This is a genomic window from Conexibacter sp. JCM 18997, assembly GCF_055391915.1.
Map to the genome: position 1 here is coordinate 4,500,543 of NZ_AP043885.1, position 19,199 is coordinate 4,519,741.

The 19,199-nt window shown below is 72.5% G+C and carries 20 protein-coding genes and 1 pseudogene; 12 read left to right on the forward strand and 9 right to left on the reverse strand.

From position 1 onward, the window contains the following. Both ACZ5UI_RS22615 and ACZ5UI_RS22620 read left to right on the forward strand, forming a co-directional pair. Positions 1-912, forward strand: a complete 912-nt coding sequence (locus ACZ5UI_RS22615; RefSeq protein WP_464197860.1) for a nitrilase-related carbon-nitrogen hydrolase — start codon at positions 1-3, stop codon at positions 910-912. Next, a complete protein-coding gene (locus ACZ5UI_RS22620) occupies positions 909-1,349 on the forward strand; it encodes a MarR family winged helix-turn-helix transcriptional regulator (RefSeq protein WP_464191299.1) in 441 nt (146 codons plus the stop codon). Before ACZ5UI_RS22615 ends, ACZ5UI_RS22620 begins: the two co-directional genes overlap by 4 nt. A 7-nt stretch (positions 1,350-1,356) precedes the next feature. Here the strand turns inward: ACZ5UI_RS22620 and ACZ5UI_RS22625 are convergent, their stop codons facing one another. From ACZ5UI_RS22625 to ACZ5UI_RS22635, 3 genes are read right to left on the reverse strand one after another with little or no spacing between them, the layout of a single operon-like run. Continuing rightward, positions 1,357-2,196 (reverse strand): DUF1206 domain-containing protein, encoded by an 840-nt coding sequence (locus ACZ5UI_RS22625; RefSeq protein WP_464191302.1) that lies wholly within the window; start codon positions 2,194-2,196, stop codon positions 1,357-1,359. 11 nt (positions 2,197-2,207) lie between these two features. Beyond that, positions 2,208-3,101: a diacylglycerol/lipid kinase family protein gene (locus tag ACZ5UI_RS22630; RefSeq protein WP_464191304.1), complete on the reverse strand. Its 894-nt coding sequence runs from the start codon at positions 3,099-3,101 to the stop codon at positions 2,208-2,210. Beyond that, positions 3,098-3,895, reverse strand: coding sequence for a phosphatase PAP2 family protein (locus ACZ5UI_RS22635; RefSeq protein WP_464191306.1), 798 nt, complete (start codon positions 3,893-3,895; stop codon positions 3,098-3,100). The genes ACZ5UI_RS22630 and ACZ5UI_RS22635 overlap by 4 nt, the downstream gene beginning before the upstream one ends. A gap of 140 nt (positions 3,896-4,035) precedes the next feature. Between ACZ5UI_RS22635 and ACZ5UI_RS22640 the strand changes: the two are divergent. Beyond that, a pseudogene (locus tag ACZ5UI_RS22640) lies at positions 4,036-4,626 on the forward strand (phosphatase PAP2 family protein); the annotation flags it as partial. 66 nt (positions 4,627-4,692) lie between these two features. On the opposite strand, the gene ACZ5UI_RS22645 reads toward ACZ5UI_RS22640, so the two are convergent. From ACZ5UI_RS22645 to ACZ5UI_RS22660, 4 genes are read right to left on the reverse strand one after another with little or no spacing between them, the layout of a single operon-like run. Next, entirely contained in the window at positions 4,693-5,568 is an 876-nt protein-coding gene (locus ACZ5UI_RS22645; RefSeq protein WP_464191309.1) for an amidohydrolase family protein, read from the reverse strand. Beyond that, positions 5,568-6,485, reverse strand: coding sequence for an SDR family NAD(P)-dependent oxidoreductase (locus ACZ5UI_RS22650; protein WP_464191311.1), 918 nt, complete (start codon positions 6,483-6,485; stop codon positions 5,568-5,570). Before ACZ5UI_RS22650 ends, ACZ5UI_RS22645 begins: the two co-directional genes overlap by 1 nt. Further along, on the reverse strand, positions 6,482-6,928 hold the full coding sequence (locus tag ACZ5UI_RS22655) for a MaoC family dehydratase (RefSeq protein WP_464191313.1): 447 nt from the start codon (positions 6,926-6,928) through the stop codon (positions 6,482-6,484). The genes ACZ5UI_RS22650 and ACZ5UI_RS22655 overlap by 4 nt, the downstream gene beginning before the upstream one ends. Before the next feature lie 27 nt (positions 6,929-6,955). Further along, complete coding sequence (locus ACZ5UI_RS22660; RefSeq protein WP_464191315.1) at positions 6,956-7,780, reverse strand: SDR family NAD(P)-dependent oxidoreductase; 825 nt, start codon at positions 7,778-7,780, stop codon at positions 6,956-6,958. A gap of 80 nt (positions 7,781-7,860) precedes the next feature. Here ACZ5UI_RS22660 and gcvT point away from each other — a divergent pair, with 80 nt between their 5' ends. From gcvT to ACZ5UI_RS22695, 7 genes are read left to right on the forward strand one after another with little or no spacing between them, the layout of a single operon-like run. Further along, positions 7,861-8,928, forward strand: coding sequence for a glycine cleavage system aminomethyltransferase GcvT (gcvT, locus tag ACZ5UI_RS22665; protein ID WP_464191317.1), 1,068 nt, complete (start codon positions 7,861-7,863; stop codon positions 8,926-8,928). Then, positions 8,925-10,259, forward strand: a complete 1,335-nt coding sequence (gcvPA, locus tag ACZ5UI_RS22670) for an aminomethyl-transferring glycine dehydrogenase subunit GcvPA (protein WP_464191319.1) — start codon at positions 8,925-8,927, stop codon at positions 10,257-10,259. Before gcvT ends, gcvPA begins: the two co-directional genes overlap by 4 nt. After that, complete coding sequence (gcvPB, locus tag ACZ5UI_RS22675) at positions 10,256-11,758, forward strand: aminomethyl-transferring glycine dehydrogenase subunit GcvPB (protein ID WP_464191321.1); 1,503 nt, start codon at positions 10,256-10,258, stop codon at positions 11,756-11,758. The genes gcvPA and gcvPB overlap by 4 nt, the downstream gene beginning before the upstream one ends. An 11-nt stretch (positions 11,759-11,769) precedes the next feature. Next, positions 11,770-12,471, forward strand: coding sequence for a FadR/GntR family transcriptional regulator (locus ACZ5UI_RS22680; RefSeq protein ID WP_464191323.1), 702 nt, complete (start codon positions 11,770-11,772; stop codon positions 12,469-12,471). Between the two features lie 19 nt (positions 12,472-12,490). Further along, positions 12,491-13,150 carry an ion channel gene (locus ACZ5UI_RS22685; protein WP_464191325.1) on the forward strand — a complete coding sequence of 220 codons (660 nt, stop codon included), beginning with the start codon at positions 12,491-12,493 and terminating at the stop codon, positions 13,148-13,150. A gap of 9 nt (positions 13,151-13,159) precedes the next feature. Continuing rightward, positions 13,160-13,834, forward strand: a complete 675-nt coding sequence (locus tag ACZ5UI_RS22690) for a Crp/Fnr family transcriptional regulator (RefSeq protein ID WP_464191327.1) — start codon at positions 13,160-13,162, stop codon at positions 13,832-13,834. After that, a complete protein-coding gene (locus tag ACZ5UI_RS22695; RefSeq protein WP_464191329.1) occupies positions 13,831-14,139 on the forward strand; it encodes a hypothetical protein in 309 nt (102 codons plus the stop codon). The genes ACZ5UI_RS22690 and ACZ5UI_RS22695 overlap by 4 nt, the downstream gene beginning before the upstream one ends. On the opposite strand, the gene ACZ5UI_RS22700 is transcribed toward ACZ5UI_RS22695, so the two are convergent. Further along, a complete protein-coding gene (locus tag ACZ5UI_RS22700) occupies positions 14,136-15,656 on the reverse strand; it encodes an NHL repeat-containing protein (protein ID WP_464191331.1) in 1,521 nt (506 codons plus the stop codon). The two genes, ACZ5UI_RS22695 and ACZ5UI_RS22700, sit on opposite strands and share 4 nt — an antisense overlap. A gap of 104 nt (positions 15,657-15,760) precedes the next feature. Here ACZ5UI_RS22700 and ACZ5UI_RS22705 point away from each other — a divergent pair, with 104 nt between their 5' ends. Then, on the forward strand, positions 15,761-17,422 hold the full coding sequence (locus ACZ5UI_RS22705; RefSeq protein ID WP_464191333.1) for a CHASE2 domain-containing protein: 1,662 nt from the start codon (positions 15,761-15,763) through the stop codon (positions 17,420-17,422). Here ACZ5UI_RS22705 and ACZ5UI_RS22710 read toward each other — a convergent pair. Then, positions 17,403-18,020, reverse strand: a complete 618-nt coding sequence (locus ACZ5UI_RS22710; protein ID WP_464191335.1) for a TetR/AcrR family transcriptional regulator — start codon at positions 18,018-18,020, stop codon at positions 17,403-17,405. The two genes, ACZ5UI_RS22705 and ACZ5UI_RS22710, sit on opposite strands and share 20 nt — an antisense overlap. A 41-nt stretch (positions 18,021-18,061) precedes the next feature. On the opposite strand from ACZ5UI_RS22710, the gene ACZ5UI_RS22715 reads away from it, so the two are divergent. Further along, positions 18,062-19,195: an acyl-CoA dehydrogenase family protein gene (locus ACZ5UI_RS22715; protein WP_464191337.1), complete on the forward strand. Its 1,134-nt coding sequence runs from the start codon at positions 18,062-18,064 to the stop codon at positions 19,193-19,195. Positions 19,196-19,199 lie beyond the last annotated feature (4 nt).

Here is a 19,199-nt window from a genome sequence, read left to right on the forward strand (position 1 = left end):
ATCGAGCTGATCACCGCCTACGACGTCCCCGCGTCCCTGGCCCGGGTGCAGGAGCCCACGCGGGCGCCGTTCCGCGTCGCCGCGGTGCAGCAGCGCTGGGATCCCGATCCCGCCAGGCACCGGGCGAACCTGGCCGACGGCATCGCGCGGGCCGCCGCCGAGCACGCCCAGCTCGTGTGCCTGCAGGAGCTGACGCTGTCGCCCTACTTCGCGATCGTCCCCGATGGGCCGACGGACGCGGCCGAGTCGGTCCCCGACGGGCCGACGACCACGTTCGCGCGCGAGCAGGCCGCCGCGCACGGCTGCTTCGTCCACGCCTCGCTGTACGAGCGCGTCCAGGACGGCCTGGGCTACAACACCGCGATCGTCGTGGCGCCCGACGGCGAGCTCGTCGCGCGCACGCGCAAGCTGCACATCCCGGTCACCGCGGGCTACTACGAGGACAAGTACTTCCGGCCCGGGCCGCCGGGCCCGGACGCCTTCCCGGTCGTCGGCCTGGCCGACGCCCGCTTCGGCTTCCCCACGTGCTGGGACCAGTGGTTCCCGGAGCTGGCGCGCGCGTACTCGCTGGCCGGCGCCGAGGTGCTCGTCTACCCGACGGCGATCGGCTCCGAGCCCGACCACCCGGACTTCGACACCCAGCCGCTGTGGGAGCGGGTGATCGTGGCCAACGGCATCACCAACGGCACGTTCATGGTCGCCGTCAACCGCATCGGCCACGAGGACCCGCTGACCTTCTACGGCTCCAGCTTCATCAGCGACCCGTACGGCCGCGTGCTGGCCCGGGCGCCGCGCGACCGCCCGGCCGTGCTCGTCGCCGACCTGGATCTCGACCAGCGCGGCGACTGGCTGGAGCTGTTCCCGTTCCTGACCACCCGCCGCCCCGACGCGTACGGTTCGCTCGCAGAGTGACGACGCCTGAGAGCCGACCCTCCCTGGTCTACGTCGTCGGACGGGTCAACCAGGGCGTGCGCCGCGAGCTGCGCAAGGCGCTGTCGCCCTGGGGGCTGACCGTGCCCGAGCTGACCACGCTGTCGGTCCTGCGCACCCGCCCGGGGCTGTCCAACGCCCAGCTGTCGCGCCGCGCCCTGACCACGCCGCAGTCGATGAACGAGGTGATCGCCGAGCTCGAGCGGCGCGGCCTGGTCGAGCGCACCGTCGATCCGTCGCACGGGCGGATCCTGCGCGCCCAGCTGACCGGCGCCGGCGAGCGGCTGTGCAGCGAGGTCGATCCGGTCGTCGCGCAGCTGCAGGAGGAGATGCTGGCCGAGGTCCCGCCCGAGCATCACGACGTCGTCGTCGAGGGGCTCGTCTCGGTCATGCGCCACCTGCGCTCGCGCGAGCGCTGACGCGCGCTCAGACCTTGCGGTAGCGCGCGTCGGCCAGCGAGTAGCAGCCGAACGCGATCAGGCCCGCGGCGGTGATGCCGAGCAGCACCGGGCCGTAGGAGGCCTGGGCGAGCTTGGACAGCGCGCCGTCCAGGCCGACCGCCTTGTCGGGGTTGAAGTCGATCGCCGCGCGCAGCAGGAAGTAGCCGACGAGCCCGAAGACGACCATCCGCGACAGGTGGCCGACCACGCCCAGCACGGTGAACCCGCGCTTGACCGACTCCGACATCTGCTCGGTCTTGGAGTCGTCCAGGAACCCGCGCGAGAGGCCCTTGTAGCCCTGGTAGCCGGCCACGCCGAGCATGATCACGCCGGCCAGCCCGACGAGGTACTGGCCGCCCGTCCAGCCCATCACGCCCGCGGTCGCCTTGTCGGGATGGCCCGAGGAGCCGCCGCCGGACCCGATCAGCAGGCTGACCGCGGTGACGAACAGCGTCCCGTAGGCGATGCCGCTGGCCGCGCCGGCGATCCGGTCGAAGCCGCTGTCGCTGGCCTCCGGTCCGTGGCCCACCGCCGCGCGGACCAGGCGCCACAGCGCGTACCCGCCCAGGCCGATGGCCAGCGCGATCAGCGCGACGGTGCCCAGCGGTCCCTCGGCGATCGTCTTCAGCGCGCCCTGCTGGTTGGTGGCCTTCCCGCCCGCGCCCAGCGCCAGCGCCAGGGCCAGCGCGCCGATCAGGCCGTAGACCACGCCCCGGGCGACCAGGCCCGCGCGGGCCAGCCACTCGAACGCCGGCTCGCGGGCGATGATCTCGCCCGCCGCCAGTGCCTGTCGGGGATGAACGTCGGGTGTCGACGGGGACGCCATGGGGTTGCTCCTCACGCTGCCTGAAGGTTCTGGGCGGAATCGGGGACGCACACCTGCAGCGCGCCGGGCTCGACCTCGACGCTGAACGACCGCACCTTCTTGCGGTCACCGCCGTCGAGCTCGTAGCGGACCTTGCGGTCGAAGGAGAGCTGCACGGAGCGGGCGCGCGTGATGCGCACGAACGGCGACTTGCTCGGGTCGCCGCCGACCGAGCGCGCGACGGTCCGCATCCACTCGCCGGTGGTCTGCGCCGTGACGATGCCCAGCTCCAGCGTGCCGTTGTCGATCGCGGCGTCCGGGAAGATCTCCATGCCGCCGAACAGGCGGCCGACGTTGGCCAGCAGGATGCAGCCGGTCGGGCCCTCGTACCACTCGACGCCGTCGACGGTGATCTGCGCGCCGAACGGGTCGGCGCCGAGGTTGCGGGTGGCGCTCCACACGTATGCCGCGCGGCCGAAGCGGTCCTTGTGGGCGTCGGCGTCGCGGATCATCGCCGCGTCGAAGCCGGCGCCCGCCATCACGGCGAAGCGCTCGTCATCGAGCCGGCCGACGTCGATGGCCCGGTGGGTGGCGCCGAGGCCGACGTCGACGGCGCCGACCAGGTCCAGCGGGATGTCGAGGTTGCGGGCCAGGAGGTTGGAGGTGCCGGCGGGGACGATGGCCAGGCGCGCGTCGGTGCCGGCCAGCTCGCCCAGGCAGCGCCGGGCCATGCCGTCGCCGCCCCACGAGAAGACGAGGTCGGCGCCCTGGTCCAGCGCGCGCCGGACCTGCTCGGGCGCCTTGCGCGACTTGGGCACCTCGATCCACAGCGGGTCGGTGATGCCGCGCTCGGCCAGGACGCGGCGCAGCTCGGGCAGGCCGCCGCCGAGGGTCTTGCCGGCGTGGGCGATGACCGCGACGTTCATGCCGTGGTCACCTTGCCGGCGATCCGGCCGGTGCGCTGGCTGGCGGGCTGCGCCTGGGGCTGGGGCGCCCGGCGCGCCGCGGCCGCTCCGGCGGCCCGGCAGGCGAAGACGAGCACGCAGATCGCGCCGATGCCGATGATCGCGCCACCGGCGACGTCGAGCGGATGGTGCATGCCGCGGTACATGCGCGACAGCGCCACGAACACCGGGATCGCCACCGCGAGCGTCCAGGCGGCGAGGCGCACGCGGCGGTCGCGGATGCGCGAGGTCAGCAGCAGCACGAGCCCCGCGTAGACGGCGATCGAGGCGGCCGTGTGCCCGGACGGGTAGCTGGCGTCGGCCGGCAGCCCTTCGAGGCGGTGCACGTGCGGGCGATCGCGCGGCACGACCATCGTGGTGATGCGGTAGGTGGCCGACTCGATGGCCAGGACGAAGATCGCGAACGCGGCGATCCGCCAGTGGCGCAGCGCGGCCGCCACCAACGCGACGAGGCCCACCAGGATCGGCAGCACGGGCGCGCCGCCGATCGTCGAGCCGACCTCGGAGAGGTCGGTCTCCCAGCCGCTGCGGTGGTCGACGAGCGTGCCGATGAACGCGTTGTCGGGGCCGCCGAGCAGCCCGCCGCCAACGAGCACGTCGGTGACCAGCAGGCCCAGCGCGATCGACACGGCCACCAGCGCGGCCAGGCCCGAGAGCGCGGCGGCGAAGAAGACGACGACGGGATGGCGGCCGTCCAGACGCCGGGCGAACCGGCGGGCCGGCCCGGTGTCATGCGCGGCGAGGACCGGTGTCACAAACCGGTCCGCAGCGGGTTCCACCGCCATCGATCGACACCTCCTGTCGTGCTGCGTTTGCAGGCGATGCGTGCCCTGCCCGCACCATCGGGTACCCAGAGGCTCGACCCGCCATGCTCCTGCTTCTGCTCGCCTCCATCATGCTGGTTTCCGGCGCTTTGGCGTTCGTCGTCGTGCGCCGCGCGGCCCGGCCGGGCGCGGTGGCGCTCGCCGTGGTCCTCGGGCTGTTCGCCGCCGCCGCGGCGCTGCTGATCGGCGGCCACGACGGAGCGCTCGGCGTGGACGAGTCGGTCGCCGCCTGGACCCACGCACACGCGCGCCCCGGCGTCACCGACGCGCTGCACACGTTCACCGACCTCGGCAAGCCGGGAACCGTGATCGTGCTCGCGGTCGTGTTCGGCCTGCTCGAGACGCTGCGCACGCGCGACCGCTGGACGATCCCGTTCCTGCTCGCCGTGGTCGGCGGGAACGCGCTGGTGACGACGCTGGTCAAGAACCTGGCCGACCGCGTACGCCCGGACTTCGACCCGCTGGCGGCCTTGCTGGGGCCGTCGTTCCCCAGCGGCCACTCGTCGTACTCCGCCGCGTTCTTCGCCGCGGCGGCGATGCTGCTCGCCCGCGGACGCTCGCGCGCCGTGCAGTCGGCGCTGGCCGGCGGAGCGGTGGCTCTGGCCGTCGGCGTGGCCACCTCCCGCGTGCTGCTCGACGCTCACTGGCTCAGCGACGTGCTGGCCGGCCTGGCCCTGGGCTGGAGCTGGCTGGCGCTGTGCGTCGTCGCCTTCCGCCGCCAGATGCCGCTAGGTCAGCTTGAGCAGCCGGATCGCGTTGTCACGGAGCACGAGCGGGCGCACCTCGTCCTTGATCGGCAGCCTCTCGAAGTCCGACAGCCAGCGCTCCGGGGTGATCAGCGGGAAGTCTGAGCCGAACAGCATCTTGTGCTTGAGCAGCCCGTTGACGTAGCGCACCAGGATCTCGGGGAAGTACTTCGGCGACCAGCCCGACAGGTCGATGTAGACGTTGGGCTTGTGCGTGGCCACGGCCAGCGCCTCCTCCTGCCAGGGGAAGGAGGGGTGCGCGAGGATGATGTCCATGTCGGGGAAGTCGGCGGCGACGTCGTCGACGGCCATCGGGTTGGAGTACTTCAGCCGGATCCCGCCGCCGCCGGGCATGCCGGCGCCGATGCCGGTCTGACCGGAGTGGAACAGCGAGATCAGGCCGGCCTCGGCGATCACCTCGTACAACGGGTAGAACGCGCGGTCGTTGGGCCAGAAGGCCTGCGTGTTGGGGTGGAACTTGAAGCCCTTCACCCCCTGGGCGATGTACTCGCGCGCCTCGCGCACGCCGGCCTTGCCCTTGTGCGGATCGACGGAGGCGAACGGGATCAGCACGTCCGGGTTGGCCTTCGCCACCTCGATCACCTCGGAGGTGGGCACCGTCTGCTCGCCGGTGCCGTAGGGCGAGTCGACCGTGAAGACGACCGCGGCCATGTTGCGCTCGCGGTAGTAGTCGGCCACCTCCTGCGTGGTCGGCTGCGGCGGGCTGCCGCCGAAGTACTTCTCGGCCGCGTCGAGGAACTCGGTGGTGACCGCGTCGGGCGGGCGGTGGTCCATGTGCGCGTGGGTGTGCGTGTGCACGTCCAGCGCGACGAGCGTGTCGAGGTCGATCGCGGTCATCAGAGGTCCAAGGGTGGCAGCTGGACGCCGAACGGCTGGGCCGACGCGCCCAGGGTGGTCGACCAGTTCTCGGCGATCGCCTCCGGGCTCCAGCCGCCCTCGTAGAACGCGCTGGCCACCTCGGCCGGGTGCGAGTACAGCGACAGTTTGTCGCCGCCGATGCCGATCGCCTGACCGGTCACCTCGCGCGCGGCCTCGCCGGCCAGGAAGACCACGAGCGCGGCGCTGTCGGAGGGCATCCCGACCGCGTGGGCCTGGCGCACCTCGCGAGGCAGCGGCTCGCCCGCGGCGACCTTGTCGACCAGCGGCGCGTAGATGGGGATCGTCGCGGTCATCTCGGTCCACGCCGTGGGGACGATCGTGTTGACCGTGATCTGGGCCCGGGCCAGCTCCATCGCCCAGGTGCGGCACATGCCGACGATGCCCGCCTTGGCCGCGGCGTAGTTCGTCTGGCCGAAGTTGCCGTACTGGCCGGTGGGGGAGCCGACGAGGATCAGGCTGCCGCCCTCGCCCTGCTCGCGCAGGTGGATGGCGGCGGCGCGCGCGCACGTGAAGGTGCCGCGCAGGTGGGTCTCGATGACCGCGTCGAACTGCTCGTCGCTCATCTTCCACAGCACCGTGTCGCGCAGGATCCCGGCGTTGGTCACCATCGTGTCCAGCCGCCCGAACGCCTCGACCGCGCGGGCCACGAGCGCATCGGCGGTCTCGCCGCTGCCGACCGCGGCGATCTCGGCGACCGCCTCGCCGCCGGTGGCGGTGATCTCGGCGACGGCGCTCTGCGCGGCCTCGGCATCGACGTCGTTGACCACGATCGCGGCGCCCGCGGCGGCCAGCGCCAGCGCGTAGGCGCGCCCCAGCCCGCGGCCGGCGCCGGTGACGACGGCGACCTTGCCGTCGAGCTTGGTGGAGGCGCTCATGCGTAGTACCGGAACAGGCACTCGGCCACGACGGCCGGCTTCTCGGAGCCCTCGACCTCGATGGTCAGGACGACCTTGGCCTGGACGCCGCCCTTGACGTCGGTCACCTCGGCGATCTCGCCCTTCCCACGGAAGCGCGCGCCGACCGGCACGGGCGCCGGGAAGCGCACCTTGTCCAGGCCGTAGTTGACGCCCATGCCCAGGTCGGAGACCTCGATCAGCGCCTGGGAGATCGGCGCGAGCATCGACAGCGTGAAGTAGCCGTGCGCGATCGTGCCGCCGAAGGGCGTCTTGGCCGCCGCATCGGGGTCGATGTGGATGAAGTTGTGGTCGTCGGTGAGGTCGGCGAACTGATTGACGTCGTCCTGAGTGAAGACGCGCCAGTCGGTCGGACCCAGTTGCTCACCGACGTGCGAGGACAGAGACGCGATGTCGGAGACCATGGTGCTGAATATACGGCAACCTGATACTCAGCGGTCAAGGCGGCGCTTGAACGCGCGCTGCTTGCGGCGCGCATCGGCCGAGACCACCGGCAGCAGGGCCAGCGCCAGACGCGGGAACGTGTCGGCCACGCGCACGAACCAGCCGCGCCAGCGCGGCACGACGCGCACGGGTCGCGGCTTGTCCAGTAGCTCCATGGCCACGGCGGCGACCTGCTCGGGCTGCAGCATCACGCCCTGCCACGACATCGCGGCCATCGGGTCGTCGACCTTCTCGTACAGCATCGGCGTCCACACGCCGTCGGGGCACAGCGCGCACACGTGGATGTCGCGGACGCCCGCGCGGCGCAGGTCGGCGCCCAGGCCGAGGCTGAAGGCGATCGCGGCGTGCTTGGTGGCGCCGTAGACCGCCTCGCCGGGCGCCGCCACCAGGCCGGCCATCGAGACGACGTTGATCACGTGACCGCGGCCGGCGGGACGCATCAGCTCCAGGGCGGCGAGCGTCCCGTTGATCGTCCCGGCGGTGTTGACGTCGAACATCAGCCGCCGGTCGGCCTCGGTGATCTCCCAGGCGTTGCCGGTGCGCAGGATGCCCGCGTTGTTGACCCACACGGCCAGGTGGCCGGCCCGCTGCGCGGTGGCCTGCGCGGCGGCCGTGCAGGCGGCGGCGTCGGCCACGTCGAGCGCCGAGGACCAGGCCGGTGCGCCGAGCTCGGCCGCCGTGCGCGCTGCCGCGGCGCCGTCGATGTCGGTCACGTGCACGGCGTGGCCGCGCGCGGCCAGGGCGCGCGCGATCTCGCGGCCCATGCCGCCGCCTGCGCCGGTGACCAGCGCGCCGTCGTTGTGGGTGGGCATCGCCGGGAGCCTACGTGTGACCCCGCCGCCCGGCTTGGTAGGCTCGTGGCACAGTGGTCCGACCACTGGACGACTCGACCATGACCGACCTGCACCGTACCTCGCTCTACGAGCGCCACCAGGCCGCCGGGGCCAAGCTCGTGCCCTTCGCGGGCTGGGAGATGCCCGTCCAGTACGCGGGGGTGCGCGAGGAGCACCTCGCCGTGCGTCAGACCGCGGGCGTCTTCGACGTCTCGCACATGGGGCAGATCGAGACCGAGGGCCCGCAGGCCACCGCGTTCCTGCAGCGGCTGCTGTCCAACGACGTCGAGAAGGTCCCGGTCGGGGGCGCGCAGTACGCGCTGCTGTGTCGCGAGGACGGCGGCGTGATCGACGACCTGTTCTCCTACCGGCTGGGCCCCGACCAGTGGCTGACCGTGACCAACGCGGCCAACCACGACAAGGACCTGGCCTGGTTCGGGCAGCAGGCCCAGGCCTTCGACGTGGCCGTGCGCGACGCCGCGGCCAACTACGCGATGCTGGCCGTCCAGGGACCGCTGGCCCGGGAGATCGTCGGCGCGCTGTCGGACGGGCCGCTGCCCGCGCGCATGACCGCGCAGACCCGGCGCGTCGCCGGCGCGGACGTGCTCGTGTGCGGCACCGGCTACACCGGCGAGGACGGCGTCGAGATCCTGTGCGCGCCCACCGACGCGCCGCGCATCTGGGACGAGCTGCTGCGCCGCCACGCCACCCCCGCGGGACTGGCCGCGCGCGACACGCTGCGCCTGGAAGCGGGGTTCCACCTGTACGGCAACGACCTGATGGAGGAGCGCGACCCGATCTCCGGCGGCCTGGGCTGGGCGGTCAAGGAGGACACCGGGTTCGTCGGCGCCGAGGCCTGCCGGGCGGTGCGCGACGCCGGCCCGCAGGAGCGGCTCGTGGCCTTCACGCTGGCCCAGGGGATCGCCCGTCAGGGCAACCCGATCGCGGGCGGGGGCGTGGTCACCAGCGGCACGATGTCGCCCTGCCTGGGGATCGGGATCGGCATGGGCTACGTGCCCGCCGCGCAGGCCGAGCCGGGAGCGACGCTGGCCATCGACGTGCGCGGGCGCACGCGCGACGCCGTCGTCGTCAAGCGACCCATCTACTCCAAGAAGGAAGCGTTGTGAGCACGTACACCGCCATCACGGACGCCGACCGCGAGGCGATGCTCGCCGAGATCGGCGTCGACACCGTCGAGGACCTGTTCGCGACGATCCCCGAGGCGCTGCGCCTCGACCGCCCGCTGGACCTGCCCGCCGGCCAGCCCGAGCAGGCCGTCTACACGCACCTGCGTCAGCTGGCCGCGCGCAACGTCTCCACCGAGGACGAGGTCAGCTTCCTGGGCGGCGGCATGTACGACCACTACGTGCCCGCGCTGATCGACATGCTCATGTCGCGCTCGGAGTTCCTGACGCCCTACACGCCCTACCAGCCCGAGGTCTCCCAGGGTGGGCTGCAGGTGATGTTCGAGTACCAGACCGCGATCAGCGAGCTGACCGGGCTGCCGGTGGCCAACGCGTCGGTCTACGAGGGCCCGTCCGCGCTGGCCAGCGCCGGATACCTGGCCAAGCTGGCCCAGCCCGCGAAGACGAAGTTCGTGATCTCCGCCGGCGTGCACCCGCACTCGCGGCAGACGCTGCACACCTACGCGCACGGCTACGACATCGAGGTCGTCGAGGTGCCGCTGCGCGACGGCGTCACCGATCCGGACGCGTGGGCCGAGGCGATCGACGACAACACGGGCGCGGTCTTCTTCCAGAACCCGAACTTCTACGGCGCCATCGAGGACGCGGCCGCGCTGACCGCCGCCAAGGGCGGCGCCGTGGCGATCGCCGCCTACGACCCGATCGCGCTGAGCATCCTGGTGCCGCCGGGTGAGTGCGGCGTCGACGTGTGCGTCGGCGAGGGACAGCCGCTGGGCAACCGCCTGGACTTCGGCGGCCCGTCGTTCGGCTTCTTCGCCGCCACCGAGGCCTACCTGCGCCGCATGCCCGGGCGCATCGCCGGCGAGACGGTCGACGCCGACGGCCGCCGCGGCTTCGTGCTGACGCTGCAGACGCGCGAGCAGCACATCCGCCGCGAGAAGGCGACGTCGAACATCTGCACCGCGCAGGCGCTCAACGCGCTGGGCGGCGTCGTCTACCTGTCCTGGCTGGGCAAGGAGGGGATCGTCGAGCTGGGCGAGCTGCTGCTGCAGCGCACGCACTACGCCCGCGAGGCGCTGTGCGCGATCGACGGCGTCAGCGCCTGGCACGCCCAGCCGGTGATCCGCGAGTTCGCCGTGCAGCTGCCCGACACCGTGCGCGTGGCCGACGTGGTCGAGTTCTGCGCGGCGCGGGGCGTCAACCCCGGGCTGGCGCTGGAGGACGAGAACGCGCTGCTGGTGGCGATCACCGAGCAGCGCTCGCGCGACGAGATCGACCTGTTGGCCACGACCCTGGCGGAGGCCCTGCGATGACCCTGCTGGAGCAGACCCCCAAGCAGACGCCGCTGCAGCGCGAGACGATCGAGACGATCTTCGAGAAGGGCGCGCCCGGCCGGCGCGCGTTCGTCGCGCCCGCGCTGGACGTGCCCGCGGTCGACGGGCTGCTGCCCGGCAAGTTCCGCCGCGCCCAGGGTCCGCGGCTGCCCGAGGTCTCCGAGCCCGAGATCGTGCGCCACTACGTGAAGCTGTCCAAGCGCAACTTCGACCTGGACTCGGGCTTCTACCCGCTGGGCTCGTGCACGATGAAGCACAACCCGCGCCTGCACGAGCGGGTCGCGGCGCTGCCCGGTCACGCGCGGCTGCACCCGTTCCAGCGGCCGGCGCGGGCGCAGGGCGCGCTCGAGCTGATGTGGAACCTGGAGCGCGCGCTGGGCGAGGTCAGCGGGATGCCGCACGTCTCGCTGCAGCCCTCCGCCGGCTCGCACGGCGAGCTGGCCGGCGTGCTGCTGGCCCGGGCCTACCACGAGGATCGCGGCCAGACGCGCACGAAGGTGCTGACGCCCGACACGGCGCACGGCACGAACCCGGCGACGGTGACGATGGCCGGCCTGGAGGTCGTCAAGGTCGGCACCAACGCCGACGGCGGCGTCGACCTCGACGACCTGCGCGCGAAGGCCACCGAGGACGTCGCGCTGATCATGCTGACCAACCCCAACACGCTGGGCGTCTTCGATCCGAACATCCGCGAGATCGCCGACATCGTCCACGGCGTGGGGGCCGTCCTGTACTACGACGGCGCGAACCTCAACGCGATCATGGGCGTCACCCGCCCGGGCGACATGGGCTTCGACATCGTGCACTTCAACCTGCACAAGTCGTTCACCCAGCCGCACGGCGGCGGCGGCCCGGGCTCGGGCCCGATCGCGGTGTCCGACCGCATGGCGCCGTATCTGATGAACCCGCGCATCACCAAGTCCGAGGATGGGACGTTCGACCTCGACGACGACGGCTACGAGAAGTCGATCGGCCGGCTGCGCGGCTTCCAGGGCAACTACGGGTGCTTCGTGCGCTCCTACGCCTACATCTGCTCGCTCGGCGCCGAGGGGCTCAAGGACGCGTCGGTCTCGGCGGTGCTCAACGCCAACTACCTGCTGGCCCGCCTGGGCGACGTGGCCGAGCATCTGCCGCTGGCCTACGGGCGCCTGTGCATGCACGAGTTCGTCCTGTCGGGCGCGCCGATGAAGCGCGAGCTGGGCATCAAGACGCTGGACCTGGCCAAGCGGCTGCTGGACTACGGCTACCACCCGCCGACGGTCTACTTCCCGCTGCTGGTCGACGAGGCGCTGCTGGTGGAGCCGACCGAGACCGAGACGCGCGAGACGCTCGACGCCTTCGCCGACGCCATCAAGGCGATCCTCGCCGAGGCGGCCGAGGACCCGGAGATCGCCCGCAACGCGCCGTACTCGACGCCGGTCCGCCGGCTGGACGAGGCGGGTGCGGCCAAGCGGCCGATCATCCGCCAGCCGATGTAGCGTCGGCCGCCATGGCCTCGCGCGACACCCTCGGCCCGATCCAGCGCTCGCCCCTGTACGAGCAGGTCGTCGAGCGCCTGCGCGAGTTCATCGACGTCGAGGAGCTCCAGCCCGGCGACCGGCTGATGTCCGAGCGCGAGCTGGCCGAGCGCCTGGGCGTGTCGCGCACGTCGGTGCGCCAGGCGCTGACCGTGCTGCGGGTCCAGGGCCTGGTCGAGATCCGCCACGGCGACGGCGTCTACCTGGTCACGCCACCGGGCGACGTGATCGGCTCGTTCGCGCTGGAGGTGGCCAACAGCGAGGTCGACCACCCGATGATCTGGGAGGTGCGCGAGGGCATCGAGTGCCAGGCCGCCCGCCTGGCCGCCCGCCGGCGCACCGACGAGGACCTGCGCCACATGGCCGACGCGCTGGCCGCGATGAGCTCGTCGATCACCGAGGGCGGCGACGGCATCATCGGCGACCGCCACTTCCACCGCGCGCTGGCCGAGGCCTCGCACAACCCGATGCTCGCGCAGCTGCACGACCAGCTGCGCGACGTGATCGACCGCACCTCGGAGGCGTCGCTGACCCGGCCGGGGCGCCCGCTCGTCTCGCTGGAGGAGCACCAGGCGATCTACGACGCGATCGAGTCGGCCGACGAGGACGGCGCGGTCGAGCTGATGCGCGAGCACATCGTGCGCTCCGGCGAGCGCATCCACGGCATCCGGTAGCCCTCGTACCGTCCCGCCGGTGATTCGCTTCGCCAAGCGCGAGCCGTCGGCGACGCTGCTCTGCGTGCAGCTGTTCAGCCTGCTGCTGTATCCGTTCCTCGAGGGGAAGGCGGTTCAGCGGTCGCTGTTCAGCGTGCTCGGGATCGCCATCCTCAGCCTGGTCGTCCTGGCCGTGCGGGCCAGCCCGGGTCCGACGCTGCTCGGCTTCGCCCTGGCCATCCCCGCGACCGTGCTGCTGATCATCGAGGCGATCACCGGCAGCGACACGCTGGTGCCGTACTCGTCGGCGATCGAGGCCGTCCTGTACCTGTACGCGGCGGGCGGGCTGATCGCGTACATGCTGGCCGACCACGAGATCACCCGTGACGAGCTGTTCGCGGTCGGCGCGACGTTCACGCTGGTGGCCTGGGGGTTCGCCTACGCCTACGTCGTCTGCCAGGCGATCGCGCCCGACAGCTTCACCGCGGCGGTCGACCCGCAGGACCCGCGCAGCTGGATGGAGCTGCTGTTCCTGTCGTTCACGACGCTGACCTCGACCGGCCTCAGCGACGTGGTGCCGATCCGCCCGTTCGCGCGGTCGTTGGTGATGATCGAGCAGCTGGCCGGGCTGGGCTACGTGGCCATCGTCGTCTCGCGCCTGGTGGGCCTGACGATCATGCGCCAGCGCGATTCGCGGTAGCGTCCCGTCATGGCCGTGGGGGACGAGTTCGCGCTGCTGCGGGATGCGGCGCCGGCGGAGCTGGACCAGCTGCTGGCGCGGGCCCGCCGCCGGAGCTTCGGCGCGGGCGAGGTCGTCTTCCACTCCGGGGATCCCGCCGACACGTTGCATCTGATCCGCCGCGGCCGCTTCGCGGTGCGGATCATGACCGAGTTCGGCGATGCCGCGACGCTCAACGTGATCGGCCCCGGCGACGCGTTCGGCGAGCTCGCGCTGCTCACGCCCGGCGCCCCGCGCAGCGCCACGATCTCCTCGCTGGAGGACGGCGAGACGCTGTCGATCCACCAGATCGAGTTCACCGCCCTGCGCGAGCGCGTGCCCACGATCGACCGCTTCCTGATCGGCCTGCTCGCCGTCCAGGTGCGCCGCCTGTCCAGCCAGCTCGTCGAGGCGCTGTACCTGCCCGCCGACACCCGCGTGCGCCGGCGCCTGCTCGACGTGTGCTCGGCCTTCGGGCCGGTCCAGGCCGGCGCGATCGTCCCGCTGACCCAGGAGGACCTGGCCTCGCTGGCCGGCACCTCGCGGGCGACGGTCAACAAGGTCCTGCGCGAGGAGCAGGAGGCCGGCGTGGTCGAGCTCTCGCGTGGGCGGACCACGCTCCTGGATCCGGCCGCGCTGGAGCGCAAGGCGCGACCGTTCGGGTGAGCTCCTGGCGGGCCAACCGCGTCACGTCGAGCGTCCGCGCGGTCGGCGGCACGCTCTCGATCGACGGCGATCGCCTGGTGTTCCGCCCCCACGGGTTCGATCGCGCGCTGGCCGCGCAGGAGTGGAGCGTGGCGCTGGCTGACCTGGCGCAGGTGGAGGTCGCGCCCCGCGCGCCGTTCAGCCACGTGTTCGGGGCCGGCCTGCGTCGCCAGCTGTCGATCACGGCGGGCGGCCAGGAGAGCCGCTTCATCGTCAACCACGTCGATCGCGTCGCCGACGAGATCCGCGCCGCCGCCGGTCCCTAGCGACGGGCGCGCGCGGTGTAGCTGCGCCCGGCGGGCACGCGCACCGTGCGGTGCTTGACGAAGTCGCGCACCTGCACGAGGCCCTCGATGGTCCGCTCGGTGGTCGAGCCGGGCCGGCCCACCGGGCAGCGGTCGGTGATCGTCCACTGGGTGCCGAGCACGATCGCGCTGCCGTACTTGCCCTTCGTGCGGATCTTTCCCTTGGCCCGGACCTTGACCTTGCGCTGACGAGCTCGGGCGGCGGCGGCGCTGGCCGTCGCGCGTGACGCGCCGGTGCACCCGGCCAGCGGATGGGAGAGGACGAGCAGACCGGGGCGCTCGCCGTCGACGATCGGGCGGGCGGGCTGGAGCACGACGAAGCGGCCGAGCGAGGCGACCGCGCCCGACGACGTCGAGCCCGAGGTCTGGAAGAACAGCGCGACGGCGCCCTTCGTGGTGTCGAGCTCGGTGCCCACGCCGATGTTCGTGGCCTCACGCAGCGTGGTGAACGAGCGGCGGCCGGCCAGGCGGACGCGGACGACGCCGCGCACGGGGGCGACGACGGCGGACTGGCCGACGCGCGGCGGGGCGGCGCCGGGCGGCGGCGTCGGCGAGGGCTCGGGCAGCGGTGCGGTGATCGGCTCCGGGACGGTCGGAGCGACCGGCGTGAGGGAGCGGATGCGGTTGTTGCCGGTGTCGGCGACCAGGATGCCCGCGGTGCCCAACGCGACGGCGCGCGGACCGGACAGCTGCGCGGCCAGCGCGTCGCCGCCGTCGCCGGAGAAGCCCAGGAAGCCGGTGCCGGCGATCGTGCGCAGCGTCCCATCGGTGCCGAGCTCGCGGACGCGCTGGGCGCCGGTGTCGGCGATCACCAGCGAGCCGTCGCTGCGCACGGCGAGGCCCTGCGGCCCGATCAACCCGGTCGGCCCGGCGACGGTGGTCATCGTGCCGGTCGGGTCGACGCGGCGGATCTGGCTGTTGCCGGTGTCGGCGATCAGGAAGCCGCCGCCGGCCAGCGGCACGACCTTCGCGGGCGCGTTGAGGCCCGTGGCGACCGTGGTGATCACGCCGTCGGAGACCCGGCGGATGCGGTTGTTGGCGGTGTCGGCGATCAGGAACGAGCCGTCGGAGAGGGCGGCGACGCCCTGGGGCAGGTTCAGCTGCGCGCTGGTGGCGGCGATCCCGTCGCCGTTGTAGCCCGGCTTGCTCGGCGAGCCGGCGACGATCGTGGCCCGGCCGTCGGGGCCGTAGCGGCGGATGACGCTGCTGTCGGTGTCGGCCACCAGGAACCCGCCGCCGGGCAGGGCGGAGACGCCCCGCGGCCCGTTGAGCTCGGAGGCCAGCGTGGTCAGCGCGCCGGCGGTGTCGATGCGCACGACGCGGTTGTTGGCGGTGTCGGCGACCAGAAAGCCGCCGGCGGTCAGCGGCGAGATGTCCGACGGTGCGTTGAGGCCCGTCGCGACCGTGTCGATCCGGTAGGTCGCGGTCGACTGGCCGTGGGCCAGCGCCGCCGTGCCGAGCACGGCGGTGAGAAGCACGAGGGGAAGGGTCGGTCGCAGCACAGCACGATCCTCCAGGGCCTGCCTGGACGGCACTGTCGCAGAACCACCACAACTTGTGTCAGATCCGCGACACTCGCGGGATGCTCGGCGGGAGGCTTGTGCGCGCGCTGGTGGCGACGGCGGTGGCCGCCGCCGTCGGCCTGGTCGCGTGGCACCTGGGGCCGGTGGAGCAGCTCGAGCAGAACCTGATCGACACCCGATTCGACGTCCGCGGAACCCATGCCTCTCCCGACGTCGCCGTCGTGGCGATCGACGAGGACACCCTCACCCAGTACGGCACGTGGCCCTTCAATCGGCGGCTGCACGCCCGGGTGATCGATGCGCTGCGCGCCGCTGGGGCCAAGCGCATCGCCTACGACGTGCAATTCGCCCGCAAGACCGCCGCCGACCCACGGCTGATCGCGGCCGCCGACCATCCGAACGTCTTCCTCGGGGCGCTTGAGTTGTTCGACGACGGGACCCCACAGGTCATCGCCGCACAGCGGTTCGCGGGACGGATCGGCTTCGCCGGATATCCAGTCGACGACGACGGTGCGATGCGTCGGTTCCGCGGCAGCGAGTACGGGCTGCCCACGCTTGATGCCCTCGCGGCCGACGGGGATCGGCAGCAGCCGTCGCGCCCGATCGACTTCGCCGGGCCGACCGGAACGGTGCCCGAGGTCTCGTTCGCTGATGTGCTCAACGGCGAGTTCGATCCGGAGGCGATACGAGGGAAGGTCGTGGTCGTGGGCGCGACCGCGCCGATCCTCGGCGATCTCCACCCGACGGCCGTGGGCCAGCTGATGCCGGGCCCGGAGATCCACGCCAACGCGATCCAGACGATCCTCGACGGCTTCCCGCTGCGCAACGCCTCCAACTGGGTCGGCGTGATGATGATCCTGCTGTGCGCCGCGATCGCGCCCGCCGCGGCGCTGACCGGCCGGCTGTGGCCGCCGCTGGCCACCGGCGCTGCTGGGATCGCGGTGCTGCTCGTCGGCGCGCAGCTGGCCTTCAACGCGGGGACGATCGTCGCTGTCGCGGCGCCGCTGCTGACGATCGCCATCGGCACGCTCGGGGCGGTGGCGCTGACCTACGCGACCGAGGTGCGGGCCCGTCGGCGCGTCCGCATCGCCTTCGAGCGCTTCGTCCCGCCGGCGGTGATCGACGAGGTGGTCAAGCGCGACGAGATGGCGCCCAAGCGGGTCCAGGCCACGATGCTGTTCTGCGACCTGCGCGGGTTCACCACGCTCGGGGAGCAGCTCGCCGCCGAGCAGGTGATCGCCGCGCTGAACGCCTACCTGGAGATGGTCTCCGGCGCGGTGTTCGACCACGGCGGCACGGTCGTCTCCTACCAGGGCGACGGCGTCCTGGCCGTGTTCGGCGCGCCGCTGGAGCAGCCCGACCACGCGCGCCGGGCGGTGGCCACGGCCCGGCAGATCCTCGACGACGGCCTACCGGCCTACAACCGCTGGCTGGCCGACGCGGGCCTGAGCGACCAGCCGCTGAGCGCCGGGATCGGCGTCAACTCCGGCCCGGTGATGGCCGGCTCGGTCGGCTCATCCCGCCGGCTGGAGTACGCGGCGGTGGGCGACACGACGAACGTCGCGGCGCGCCTGCAGTCGTTGGGCCGCGAGCACGAGGCGCGGATGTTCGTCGCCCAGACGACCTACGACCAGCTCGGCCCCGACGCCGAGGGCCTGCGCGATCTGGGCCCGATCGAGCTCAAGGGCCGCCACGAGCCGGTCACGGTGTACGGGCAGTGATCCCGCCGAGCAGCAGCGCGCAGTAGCCGTCGGCGATCGCCTCGGCGTCCAGGCGCCCGCCGGGCGCGTACCACTGCGCCGTGTAGTTGCCCATGCCCAGGAAGGCCAGCAGCGTCAGCGACGGATCCTCGATCACGAACGAGCCGTCGTCGACGCCGCGCTCCAGGACCTCGCCGACCAGCTGCTCGAAGTCGCGCCGGGCCGCGCGCACGTGGCTCCAGCCGGCGTCGCGCTCCAGCGTGCGGCGCTCCTGGTTGAAGATGACCATGTGGTCGCGGTGGGCGGCCACGTGGCCGATCCACAGCCGGGTGATCGCCCGCAGGTGCTCCTCGGGCGAGCCGGCCGCGGCGACGATCGCGCGGGTGCGCTCCAGCAGCGGCGCCATCAGGTCGTCCAACACGGCGATGAGCAGGTCCTGCTTGCCGTCCATGTAGTGGTACAGCCCGCCGCGGGTCAGCCCGGTGGCCTCGAGCAGGTCGTCGATCGAGGTGGCGTGGTACCCGCGGGCGGCGAACACCCGCGCGGCCGCCGCGACCACGTCGGCGCGCCGGGCGTCGTATTTCGCGCGCAGCGCGGGTCGCGTGGGGGGCGACGGCATGGGCTTGAATTTATACCGATGAGTCGGTAGAAAAACCAGCCATGGACTTCGATCTCCCCGACGACCACGAGCTGCTGCGCCGGACCGTCCGCGAGTTCGCCGAGGGCGAGGTCGCGCCGGTGGCCGAGGAGCTCGACCGGACCAAGGCGTTCCCCTACGAGATCGTCCAGAAGATGGGCGCGCTGGGCTGGATGGGCATCCCGTTCCCCGAGGAGGTCGGCGGCGCCGGCGGCGACACCCTGGCCTACGCGCTGGCCGTCGAGGAGCTCACCCGCGTCGACTCGTCGGTGGCCATCACGCTGTGCGCGCACACCAGCCTGGGCACCCAGCCGATCTACCTGTTCGGCAGCGACGAGCAGAAGGCCGACTGGCTGCCGGAGCTGACCAGCGGGCGCCAGCTCGGCGCGTTCGGCCTGACCGAGCCCGAGGCGGGCAGCGACGCCGGCAACGTCAAGACGCGGGCCAAGCTCGACGGCGGCGACTGGGTCATCGATGGCGCCAAGCAGTTCATCACCAACGCCGGAACCGACATCTCGGGCGTCGTGTGCATCACGGCCCGGACCGCCGACGACGAGATCTCCAACCTGATCGTCCCCAACGGCACGCCCGGCTACGAGCAGGGCACGCCCTATCGGAAGATGGGCTGGAACGCGTCCGACACACGCCCGCTGACCTTCACCGACTGCCGGGTGCCACAGGACAACCTGCTCGGCCCGCGCGGCAACGGCTTCAAGCAGTTCCTGCGCATCCTGGACATCGGCCGCATCGGCGTCGCCGCGATGGGCGTCGGCCTGGCCCAGGGCGCGCTGGACGAGGCGCTGGCCTACGCCAAGGAGCGCAAGGCGTTCGGCCAGCCGATCTCCAAGTACCAGGCGATCCAGGGCAAGCTGGCCGACATGGCCACCGAGATCGAGGCCGCCCGCCTGCTCGTGTACAAGGCGGCGCGCCTGAAGGACGCGGGCCGCGACTTCTCGCTGACCGCCGCCCAGGCCAAGCTGAAGACCGGCCGCCTGGCCGTCCGCTGCAGCGAGGAGGCCGTGCAGATCCACGGCGGCTACGGCTACATCGAGGAGTACCCGGTGTGCCGCTTCTACCGCGACGCGAAGATCCTGACCATCGGCGAGGGCACCGACGAGGTCCAGCAGATGGTCATCGCCCGCGCGCTCGGCGCCTGAGACC

Coding starts and splice junctions, on each gene's coding strand:
- gcvT (WP_464191317.1), top strand. CDS start 7,861: ATGACCGACCTGCACCGTACCTCGCTCTACGAGCGCCACCAGGCCGCC.
- gcvPB (WP_464191321.1), top strand. CDS start 10,256: ATGACCCTGCTGGAGCAGACCCCCAAGCAGACGCCGCTGCAGCGCGAG.
- ACZ5UI_RS22705 (WP_464191333.1), top strand. CDS start 15,761: ATGCTCGGCGGGAGGCTTGTGCGCGCGCTGGTGGCGACGGCGGTGGCC.
- ACZ5UI_RS22680 (WP_464191323.1), top strand. CDS start 11,770: ATGGCCTCGCGCGACACCCTCGGCCCGATCCAGCGCTCGCCCCTGTAC.
- ACZ5UI_RS22710 (WP_464191335.1), bottom strand. CDS start 18,020: ATGCCGTCGCCCCCCACGCGACCCGCGCTGCGCGCGAAATACGACGCC.
- ACZ5UI_RS22715 (WP_464191337.1), top strand. CDS start 18,062: ATGGACTTCGATCTCCCCGACGACCACGAGCTGCTGCGCCGGACCGTC.
- ACZ5UI_RS22630 (WP_464191304.1), bottom strand. CDS start 3,101: ATGAACGTCGCGGTCATCGCCCACGCCGGCAAGACCCTCGGCGGCGGC.
- ACZ5UI_RS22645 (WP_464191309.1), bottom strand. CDS start 5,568: ATGACCGCGATCGACCTCGACACGCTCGTCGCGCTGGACGTGCACACG.
- ACZ5UI_RS22660 (WP_464191315.1), bottom strand. CDS start 7,780: ATGCCCACCCACAACGACGGCGCGCTGGTCACCGGCGCAGGCGGCGGC.
- ACZ5UI_RS22690 (WP_464191327.1), top strand. CDS start 13,160: ATGGCCGTGGGGGACGAGTTCGCGCTGCTGCGGGATGCGGCGCCGGCG.
- ACZ5UI_RS22655 (WP_464191313.1), bottom strand. CDS start 6,928: ATGGTCTCCGACATCGCGTCTCTGTCCTCGCACGTCGGTGAGCAACTG.
- ACZ5UI_RS22650 (WP_464191311.1), bottom strand. CDS start 6,485: ATGAGCGCCTCCACCAAGCTCGACGGCAAGGTCGCCGTCGTCACCGGC.
- ACZ5UI_RS22625 (WP_464191302.1), bottom strand. CDS start 2,196: ATGGCGTCCCCGTCGACACCCGACGTTCATCCCCGACAGGCACTGGCG.